This is a genomic window from Pseudomonas sp. PNPG3 (genome assembly GCF_023093815.1).
In the GTDB taxonomy this organism is placed as follows: domain Bacteria; phylum Pseudomonadota; class Gammaproteobacteria; order Pseudomonadales; family Pseudomonadaceae; genus Aquipseudomonas; species Aquipseudomonas asiatica.
The window spans coordinates 57,179-67,634 of the sequence record NZ_JALLKV010000030.1 but is presented as its reverse complement, the minus strand read 5'-3'; the positions used below and the strand labels follow the sequence as shown (position 1 = coordinate 67,634).

The following is a 10,456-nucleotide window of genomic DNA, read 5'->3' as shown; positions in this document are numbered from 1 at the left end:
ATGATGCTCCAGCTTTAATTCAATAACCGTGTTGCACTCAGCTCCTGCAACCGCCCAGCATAAGATAAGATCACCAAAAATATCTCTTATACATCCGTATATTGAATGTTCGCCGCCGACTCGTTCCGTAGAGACTGAACGATCTATTGCGAAAGAATTGGACATCGTAGAGGGGCAGCTGATCGTTTATGGTTGTGGTACAACCGATTGGCGAAAGGGACCAGACCTCTTCGTCAAAACCGCGATAGAAGTCATCAAAAAAACAAATAATATAAAATTTGTTTGGATTGGCAACTTCAGCGAGTCTGAAATTTCCGAGCTAAATATTCTAATTGAAAACTCGGGCAACCAAAAAAATATCCTATTCATTGGCGAAAGAGAAACACCCCGGCAGTATCTTCCATCAGGCCATTTATTCTTCCTGTCCTCACGTGAAGACCCTTATCCTCTCGTTGCACTTGAGGCCGCTGCCGCCGGACTTCCTATTGTCTGCTTTGCAAATACAGGCGGAATGCCGGACTTCGTTTCGGATGAATGCGGCGTTGTTGTGCCAACTCTATCGCCGACGCTAGCCGCCCGCGGAATTTCTAAAATTCTTGCCAACCAACCACTTCGCACACGACTAGGCGAAAAAGGCAGGGAGAAAGTCAATCTTTTGCATAATGCAAAACTTGGCAGTGACCAGGTCTACAAGTTACTCGAGAGCTTCGCCAATGGCACCATCGAAGAGAAGCGCCCAACAGTTTCCGTAGTTGTACCAAATTATAATTGCTCTGCTTATCTGGAGCAGCGACTAAACAGCATCACCAATCAAACCATTAAACCCAACGAAATAATAATTTTGGATGACGCATCTACAGACGACAGCCTATCCACAATTAACAAACTAATCTCCGGAATCTCAATCCCCCACAAGCTTATTAAAAATTCTAAAAACTCTGGATCGCCGTTCATTCAGTGGGAAAAAGGATTACAAGAAGCAAAGTATGATGTGGTTTGGATCGCCGAGGCTGACGATTTCGCCACTCCTGATTTTCTAGAAAAATTACTGGAGTACTTTAAAGACCCCGATATTGTTTTGGCATATTCCCAAACTATGACTGTGGATGGGAGCGGCAACCCAATACCAGGATATTTCGGCAAGCCTTTACTAGCTGACGCAATGCACGAGTCCGCTCCTGCGCTAGCTTACACTGACTCAATTGACCCAGCGAAATGGCGAAAAGAGTATATCGAGTTTGGCGCAAACGAAATCATTAATGCTCTAGGTTTACAGAACACAATCCCAAATGCCAGCGGCACCTTGGTTCGGCGGGAGAATGCACTTAAAGCGGTTAAAGCGGCTCTTAACTATAAAAACTGCGGCGACTGGGTTTACTATATCGAACTTGCCAAACAAGGTGATATAGCATACAACCCTGCCGTTTTGAATTACTTCCGACGCCATATCAGTTCCACCACACAATCTAATCCGATCCAGGTAATTAAAGAAGCATTAAAAATTACTCAGGACCTCCTTAAGCAAAAACGACTACCGCTAAACTCCGTCCTTAACAACATATTCAGAAGATTCCTAGAATATGAATGGGAGCTACGTAACGCACCCGGCAAAGTTAGTATGCATTCGCATCCTGAACTAACAGCCATCATGGCTGATATTCGTAAGCGATTGAACAAACTGCTGAAGAAGGCACGCAGTATCCTCGTGCTCGTTCCTGATGCCGAAACGGGTGGTGGTCAAACGGCCGCAATTCGAGTTGCTAATGCGCTGGCAAAAAATAACAATGTATACCTAGTTAGTGCCAGACCTTTTTTAGATGATAACAACCTAATCAAACTCATCTCTGATGATGTCATGTTCCTTGAAGGCAACCTGAGCTCTTACTCCCACTTACGGTATTGCGACGTATTGCCTGGAAAATATGAAACCGACACATCCCTGAATCGTGTATCGGTTCTAGGAGCAATGATATCCTGGCTAAATATCGAGTCCATTTTTTCAAATGTTTGGTGGGCTGATAAACTAGCATATTCCATCCGAAAGCAATTTGACCTTAAATGGTTCATTCACATGCACGGATGCTATGAGTTCCTTGCTAGCAACCCAGACTGCGACCCAAGCTTCAATAAAATACTGCCTGATATCATGCGCCTAGTAGATGGCATGTTTTATTTGGACCCCAAAAACCTGAAGATATTTGAAAGCTCAACTCTTCCGCGCCCTCCTCTTTACCTTTCAAATAACGGGGTGGCCGACATAGATAGCGCAGCAAACACTGTACAATTGGAAAAAAAACCAAACGAAGTTCTTTTTTGCATGTGTGCCAGAGGTATCCCTGAAAAAGGATGGGAGCAGGCAATTCAAGCTACATTACGGATCAACCAGTTACCTGAAAGCCAACGCGGTGGAAGACTTGCGCGACTTGTGACAATAGGCTCTAGCGAATACCTAGACAATTTATTATCGGAATACACGCACAAATCAGACATCTTGGCATTAGGCCTTCAAGATAATCCGATAAGTATAATGAGCGCTTGCGATGTTGGAATACTTCCTAGTTATTTTATAAGTGAAACTCAGCCAAACGTCGTCATTGAGTACATGGTGAGTGGGTTAGCCGTAGTAGCCACACGTCATGGCGGCATTCCTGCCATGATGGCGCATAATGGCTTGGAAGCGGGACTTCTAGTGGAAATGGGAGATGGTACAACATTGACCAATGGGCTAGTTTTACAGATGCTTGAACTTATGAAAGATGCAGATACGTTGAGGAGCTATCAATCCCAATCAAAACGTATTTTTAGGGAAAAATTTAGCATCGATACTGTTGCCGAAAAAATCTTGAAAATCATCACTAGTCCTGTTAAAACCGCTCTCCACGTTTGACAGTACACCTTGCACATAGCTGCCTGCGCAAGCAGGCAGTCATGAGGATCATAAAGAGGCCAATATGAAAAAGACCGGAATTGTAGGTTTACTACTAGATAAATTAGATAGCCTGAAAGGGCAAGCACTGATTGAACAATCCGGCGGTAACACGGGTAATATTATGTTTACCCATGGCGTATGCACACAGGTGTATAAGCCTGAAATCATCGGGTATCAGTTTGGAGCCAAGTCTGATTTGATCAACTCTGAGTTCTCAGGGCTTGTTATTCCCGCTGCGAACTGGATAGATGCAAATGCGGACTGGGGTTTTTTAGCCGACGCGTTGGAAAATATTAACATCCCGATCTGCTGCGTAGGATTGGGCTCTCAAATTCCCGTATCGCGAGCAAAAGATATTAAACCTGGTACAATCCGCTTCCTTAACTTACTTTCAAAAAAAAGCGCTCTTATCGGAGTTCGCGGAGAAAAGACTGCTGAAATTCTAGCCGCCCTAGGAATTAACAACACTGTAGTCTGTGGGTGCCCCTCCGTATATCTCAACTTAGCAGCAATGCAAATACCAAGCTTCCCCGAAAAACCACAAGCAAAAAGAATTAGCATTTCATTCACTCGCTATACAACCAAAGATCCAGATCTTGAATCCCAGCGCCCAATTGCTAGACTTGCAGCACAGCATGCCAACTCAATAATTCTCCAGTCCGAGATGATTGAGGCTAGACACATCGCTGGTGAAAAAGCACAGCCTTCTGAAGAGGAGTGGCTTTCACATTATTATGATGTTTCTCACACGCAATTAGACGAACTATTTTCACGTATGAAAATGTTCCCTACTCATAAGAATTGGATTGATTTTCACAAGGGAAATACCGACATCACGGTGACCTCGAGAATCCACGGAGCAATCGCCTCATTCCTTGCGGGAAAACCAGCGTTCGTAATTGCACATGATCAGCGAACATCTGAGCTTAGCGAGACAATGGGAATTCCCAACATCCCATTAAAAGATCTTGACACCATAGAGCAACTCCTCGACTACGACACTCAGTTCTCACTTTATGACAAAGAACGGCTAATCGAGCGACACCGCTTGAATCTAGAACTTATCAAACATGTATATAGCTCATGCGGAATCACCACATGTATTTCTAGCGAAGAATGATACGCGTATTCCATGAGAGAGCAAAAATGAAAATACTTGTAACGGGTGGCGCAGGCTATATCGGATCCCATACAACACTTCACCTCTTAAAAACAGGTCATGACGTTGTAATAGTTGATAACTTTTCGAATAGCTCCCCCACCGTAATTGATCGCATAAAAAAATTAGCGCATATCACTCCCACCTTGGTTGAAGGGGATATCCTCGACCTGCCATTTTTAAACAATTTATTCTCAGACCATGAGTTTGACGCGGTAATCCACTTTGCTGGAGTAAAAGCTGTTGGGGAATCGGTTGCCGATCCTCTCCTTTACTACCAAATCAACGTAACTGGCAGCTTAAACTTGTTAAGCGCTATGAAGTCATACAATGTCAAACGTTTCATTTTTTCGTCTTCCGCTACTGTTTACGGCTCCCCAACAAGTTTACCCATTAGTGAAACAGCCGTAAAGGCACCTACTAACCCCTACGGTAATAGCAAGTATATAGTCGAGCAAGCTCTCGAAGACCTCTTTAAATCTGATAAAGATTGGCGTATCGTTTCTTTGCGTTATTTCAACCCGGTTGGAGCCGATGAGTCAGGGCTCATCGGCGAACACCCTCGGGGAGTACCCAATAATTTAATGCCTTTTATCAGTCAAGTTGCATGCGGAACTCGTGATAAACTTTTGGTTTTTGGGAACGACTACCCTACACATGATGGAACTGGTGTAAGAGATTATATTCACGTGTCTGACCTAGCTGAAGGACATGTTGCAGCGTTGAATTTTATTTCAAATTCGAATAATGGAATTTTTTGCCCTGCAAACCTAGGTGCAGGCAAAGGCTATTCTGTTTTAGATTTGATCGAAGCTTTTGAAAAGGTTAGCAATAAAAAAATTCTGTACTCTGTGGCTGAGCGTCGACCTGGTGATATTGCGACGTCATTCGCCGACCCAAGAAAAGCCAATAATCTTTTTGAGTGGTATGCAAAAAAAGGGATTCTTGAAATGTGCGCAGATACTTGGCGATGGCAATCAAAAAATCCAAACGGTTACGACAATAATTAAATCAGCCACTCCCTGCTCTTAATTACTAAAGAACATAAAACATTACTCCACGGACCCACTATATTTCACACTTAAACAACTATATCACGACACATTGAAACGCATCACCAGTCAGGGTAATAGCTGCACGTCATAATCCACCAACCATTACCCTGACAACCACTATAAACTTATGAAGATCTTACTACAAGCGCCGAAGCTTGACCCCAACCCTCCGCCAACAGCACCTCACCACAAACTAAAACCTTACACTAGACCGCATTAGATTATCACACTTAATCACACATACCGCATTTAGCGCGTTAACTTTGAAATCTGATTTCACCATATCGACTTCGTCGCCGCGCTGTGACTGCTGTTCGGGGGCACCTATGGTCCCACTCAATTTTCCAACACTAGAGTCAAACATTTCTTCGCTTATGATCAGTAGATCACGCTGTACACACAAGCCAGTATCCGTAATGATACTTCCTATTTCAGAGGGACTCACCCACTCAGAGACGTAGGCATACTCGAAGCGCCCTTCCAGGGGGCCGTACCGGTATGGCAAAGTCACAGTCCGGCTGTCGCACCAGCCTCAGAATTGCATGCCGCGCTCGATCGGTGTTCAGGTATACTTTTGCTAGCGTCTTAATGATGACTAAGTCGCAAGTTCATGGACTTATGCAGAGCTAGCGGGCTCTGTCAAAACTCAAGGTAGAAAACTCTCGTGAAGATCTTAGTAACAGGTGGTGCCGGCTTCATCGGCTCGGCGGTCGTGCGTCATATCATCTCCAGCACCGACGATTCGGTCGTCAACGTAGACAAGCTGACCTACGCAGGTAACTTGGAGTCGCTACAGTCCGTCGATCAGAGCGAGCGCTACGCTTTCGAACGTGTCGACATCTGCGACCGCACCGAACTCGACCGCGTGTTCAGTGAGCACCAGCCCGACGCCGTGATGCACCTAGCCGCCGAGTCCCACGTCGACCGTTCGATCAGCGGCCCGTCAGAGTTCATCCAGACCAACATCATCGGCACCTACAACCTGCTGGAAGCCGCACGTGGTTACTGGGCCACACTGGACGAAACGCGCAAGGCTGCTTTCCGCTTCCACCACATTTCCACTGACGAGGTATATGGCGACCTGGAAGGGCCGGAGGATCTGTTCACCGAGACCACTCCTTACCAGCCAAGCTCGCCATACTCCGCCAGCAAGGCTAGCTCCGACCACTTGGTGCGCGCATGGGCCCGTACCTATGGCCTGCCGACCCTGGTCACCAACTGCTCCAACAACTACGGCCCGTTCCACTTCCCGGAAAAGCTGATTCCGCTGGTGATCCTCAACGCGCTGGAAGGCAAGCCGCTGCCGATCTATGGCAAAGGCGACCAGATCCGCGACTGGCTGTACGTTGAGGATCACGCCCGAGCACTGTATAAAGTTGTGACCGAAGGTGAAGTGGGCGAAACTTACAACATCGGCGGCCACAACGAGAAGCAGAATATCGAGGTGGTGCGCACTGTCTGTGCGCTGCTCGATGAGCTGCGGCCCGATTCGGTCTTCCGCCCACATGCGGAATTGTTGACCTACGTTCAAGATCGCCCAGGCCATGATCTACGATACGCGATCGATGCCAGCAAGATCCAGAGCGAACTCGGATGGGTACCGGAAGAGACCTTTGAATCGGGTATCCGCAAGACCGTGCAATGGTATCTGGACCACCCTGAGTGGGTCGCGCACGTGAAAAGCGGCAGCTACCAGCAATGGATCGACAAGAACTATACCTCGCGTGAAGGCCAGGCATGAAGATTCTCCTGCTGGGTAAAAACGGCCAAGTCGGCTGGGAACTGCAGCGAGCACTGAGCGTGCTCGGCGAAGTGGTAGCCCTGGACCGTCATCGAGCAGCGACCGCCTACGGCGAACTGGCAGGCGACTTGTCGGACCTTGCCGGCCTGCGCGACACCATCCGCAAAATTGCGCCGCAGGTAATCGTCAACGCCGCCGCCTACACCGCCGTCGACAAAGCAGAAACCGAGCGCGCACTGGCCCATACGGTCAACGCCTTGGCCAGCCAAGTGATGGCTGAAGAAGCCAAGCGTCTCGATGCCTGGCTGGTGCATTACTCAACCGACTATGTCTTCGACGGTAGCGGTTCCGCTCCGTGGCAGGAAATGGATGCCGTTGCACCGGTCAACTACTACGGTGCAACCAAGCTCGAAGGTGAGCAGCTGATCGAAGCATCGGGCTGCAAGCACCTGATCTTCCGCACCAGCTGGGTGTACGCTGCGCGGGGCAACAACTTCGCCAAGACCATGCTGCGCTTGGCAAAGGATCGGCAAACACTCAACGTCATCGCTGACCAGGTCGGCGTGCCTACCGGGGCAGATCTGCTGGCGGACGTGGCTGTAGCGGCGCTCCAGCAGGCCTGGCAAAGGCCGGAGCTTGGCGGTATCTACCATCTGGCACCTGCTGGCGAAACTACCTGGCACGCTTACGCCAGCTATGTTATTGAGTTTGCGCGCAGCCATGGCGAAGTGCTGGCTGTGGAAGCCGTGAACCCAATAGCTACGACCGAGTATCCTACACCGGCCTGTCGCCCGTTGAATTCACGCTTGGACACCGCCAAGCTTCGCGACTCTTTTACTCTGCACTTGCCGGATTGGCAAAGTGGTGTCACCCGCATGCTTATGGAAGCTCTGAACAAATGAACACAACCAATCGCAAAGGGATCATTCTGGCTGGTGGTTCGGGAACGCGTCTGCACCCGGCAACGCTCTCAGTTTCAAAGCAATTGCTGCCCGTCTACGACAAACCAATGATCTACTATCCCCTGAGCACGCTATTGCTCGCGGGTATCCGGGACATTCTGATCATTTCTACTCCGCAAGATACTCCTCGTTTCGAACAGCTTCTGGGGGACGGTAGCCAGTGGGGCCTGAACCTGTCTTATGCTGTTCAGCCAACTCCCGATGGACTCGCACAAGCGTTCATGATTGGCGCAGACTTCATCGGTAATAACCCCTCTGCCCTTGTGCTCGGGGACAACATTTTCTACGGTCACGATTTCCAATCTCTGCTGATGAGCGCGGATAAGCGTGAATCGGGAGCATCGGTTTTCGCTTATCACGTTCACGATCCAGAGCGATACGGTGTTGCCGAATTCGACGAGAGTGGACGAGTACTCTCACTCGAAGAGAAGCCCAAATCACCTAAATCGAGTTACGCGGTAACCGGCCTGTACTTCTACGACAATCAGGTAGTAGACCTGGCTCGCAACCTCAAACCGTCTGCCCGCGGCGAACTGGAAATCACCGATCTCAACAACCTGTACCTACAACAGGAACAACTGCAGGTGGAGATCATGGGCCGAGGCTATGCCTGGCTGGACACCGGTACCCACGACAGCCTTCTGGATGCCAGCCAGTACATTGCGACCATGGAACGCCGTCAGGGCCTCAAAGTCGCATGCCCTGAAGAAATCTGCTTCCGCGCCGGCTGGATAGATGCCGAACAGCTCGACCGCTTGGCCCAACCGTTGCTCAAAAACGGTTACGGACAGTACCTGAAAAATCTGCTTAAAGAAAAGGTCTTCTGATGCACGCGATTCCTTTAGCCATCCCCGAAGTCTTCCTGTTCACCCCCAAGGTATTCGGCGATGACCGCGGCTTCTTCTACGAAAGCTTCAACGCCCGGGTCTTCAACGAAGTCACCGGCCTGCAGCCCGACTTCGTTCAGGACAACCATTCACGCTCGGTCAAGGGTGTGCTGCGCGGCCTGCACTACCAACTATCACCGCATGCCCAAGGCAAGTTGGTACGCGTAGTCCAAGGTGAAGTGTTCGACGTGGCAGTGGACATTCGCCGCTCCTCGCCTACCTTCGGCAAATGGGTCGGGGCGGTACTGTCGGCGGAAAACAAGCAACAGCTGTGGATCCCCGCAGGTTTCGCGCACGGCTTCATAACGCTGAGCGAAACGGCGGAGTTCGTCTACAAAACCACCGATTTTTACTCGGCCAAAAGCGAACGCTGTATTGCCTGGAACGATCCACAGATCGCAATCGAGTGGCCGTTCGAAGGCGAGCCGCTCCTGTCTGCCAAAGATCAGCAAGGCGTAGCTCTGTGCCAGGCCGACGTGTTCGACTGATGCCCTACGCAAAGTCCTGTCTTGCGTGACTTGCATTGACACTTCACATCTGCCGGTGACAGCATTTCCCTTTTTGCCTGCCAGTGAAGTGTCAATGAGTGCTCCCGCCGCCCCAGCCGAACGGCTATACACCCTGGATACGCTGCGCGGTATCGCCGCGCTGAGCGTCGTTTTCTGGCACTGGCAGCATTTTTTCTATGCAGGTGACAGCCCTGCTGGCTTTGAGCCATCGCGCCAACCCTTCTTTGCTGCGCTGACACCGCTCTACCAGTATGGCGGGCTTGCCGTTCAGCTCTTCTTCTCGATCTCGGGGTTCGTTTTCTTCTGGTTGTTCTCTACTGCGATAGCCTCGCGCCAAGCCTCCCTGCGCAGGTTCGCGGTTGATCGCTTCAGCCGGCTTTACCCTCTGCATTTGCTGACCTTTTTGCTTGTAGCCGGCCTTCAGCTTGTTTACGCGGCATACCATTCAAGCGCCTTCGTGTACCAATACAACGATGGCTATCATGCCCTGCTCAATCTGCTGCTAGCCCCCGCATGGGGGCTTGAAAAGGGTTGGTCGTACAATGCGCCCATCTGGTCGGTATCGATAGAAGTGCTGCTTTACGCGTCCTTCTTTGTCATCTGCCTGGCTGGCCGATGGCGCTGGCTGCTCGCAGCAGCAGCCTGTGGCCTGGGCTTGCTGCTTTACCCTGGCAGCTACAAAATCGGTAGTGGCTTGCTGTGTTTCTACATGGGCGGCCTTGCCTATGCTTTGCTGGTGCAACTGCGCCGCTGGGCTGGCAGTGGCATGGCGCTGGTTGCCACTACCGGCCTCGCAGTAGCGGCCTGGTTTTACCAGGTGCAAGTGGCGGCTAGCGTTGATATTTACCTGGTAATGTGTCTGTGCTTCCCTGCCTCGTTGGCAATGCTGGCAGCAGCAGGCATGCATTGGCCAGGCATGATGCGTTCAGCGGCCTGGGTCGGGGACATCAGCTATGCCTCTTACCTGCTGCACTTCCCGCTGCAGGTCGTGTTTGCCCTGGTTCTGGACGGCCTGGGCTTTGCTCGCGAGGTGTTCTACCAACCGTGGGTCATGCTGTTGTTCTTCGCGGTGTTGGTGCACTTGAGCCTTGCCTGCCATCGATGGTTCGAGCGCCCGGCTCAACGGTATTTGCGCACAAGCTGGCTGGCTGTGCCACGCAAGGACAGCAAGCAGATGCCAGCCTGACCCGTCGTCGACACCTGGCTTCACTCTT

The 10,456-nt window shown here is 50.1% G+C and carries 8 protein-coding genes; all 8 read left to right on the top strand.

All coding sequences use genetic code 11. The features are described from left to right. Nucleotides 1-157 precede the first annotated feature (157 nt). The 8 genes from MJ643_RS19115 to MJ643_RS19080 all read left to right on the top strand — a co-directional run bounded on the left by MJ643_RS19115 (nt 158) and on the right by MJ643_RS19080 (nt 10,428). Entirely contained in the window at nt 158-2,887 is a 2,730-nt protein-coding gene (locus MJ643_RS19115; protein ID WP_247726979.1) for a glycosyltransferase, read from the top strand. Nucleotides 2,888-2,951: 64 nt separating this feature from the next. Then, nucleotides 2,952-4,049: a polysaccharide pyruvyl transferase family protein gene (locus tag MJ643_RS19110; RefSeq protein ID WP_080676025.1), complete on the top strand. Its 1,098-nt coding sequence runs from the start codon at nt 2,952-2,954 to the stop codon at nt 4,047-4,049. A gap of 26 nt (nt 4,050-4,075) precedes the next feature. Continuing rightward, a complete protein-coding gene (galE, locus tag MJ643_RS19105) occupies nt 4,076-5,098 on the top strand; it encodes a UDP-glucose 4-epimerase GalE (RefSeq protein WP_024086464.1) in 1,023 nt (340 codons plus the stop codon). A 709-nt stretch (nt 5,099-5,807) separates the two neighbouring features. Next, nucleotides 5,808-6,884 carry a dTDP-glucose 4,6-dehydratase gene (gene rfbB, locus MJ643_RS19100; protein ID WP_024086463.1) on the top strand — a complete coding sequence of 359 codons (1,077 nt, stop codon included), beginning with the start codon at nt 5,808-5,810 and terminating at the stop codon, nt 6,882-6,884. Next, complete coding sequence (rfbD, locus tag MJ643_RS19095; protein ID WP_024086462.1) at nt 6,881-7,786, top strand: dTDP-4-dehydrorhamnose reductase; 906 nt, start codon at nt 6,881-6,883, stop codon at nt 7,784-7,786. The genes rfbB and rfbD overlap by 4 nt, the downstream gene beginning before the upstream one ends. Beyond that, on the top strand, nt 7,783-8,673 hold the full coding sequence (rfbA, locus tag MJ643_RS19090; RefSeq protein ID WP_024086461.1) for a glucose-1-phosphate thymidylyltransferase RfbA: 891 nt from the start codon (nt 7,783-7,785) through the stop codon (nt 8,671-8,673). Before rfbD ends, rfbA begins: the two co-directional genes overlap by 4 nt. Next, complete coding sequence (gene rfbC / locus MJ643_RS19085) at nt 8,673-9,221, top strand: dTDP-4-dehydrorhamnose 3,5-epimerase (RefSeq protein WP_024086460.1); 549 nt, start codon at nt 8,673-8,675, stop codon at nt 9,219-9,221. The genes rfbA and rfbC overlap by 1 nt, the downstream gene beginning before the upstream one ends. Nucleotides 9,222-9,315: 94 nt before the next feature. Further along, on the top strand, nt 9,316-10,428 hold the full coding sequence (locus MJ643_RS19080; protein ID WP_024086459.1) for an acyltransferase: 1,113 nt from the start codon (nt 9,316-9,318) through the stop codon (nt 10,426-10,428). The last annotated feature ends 28 nt before the right edge of the window (nt 10,429-10,456 follow it).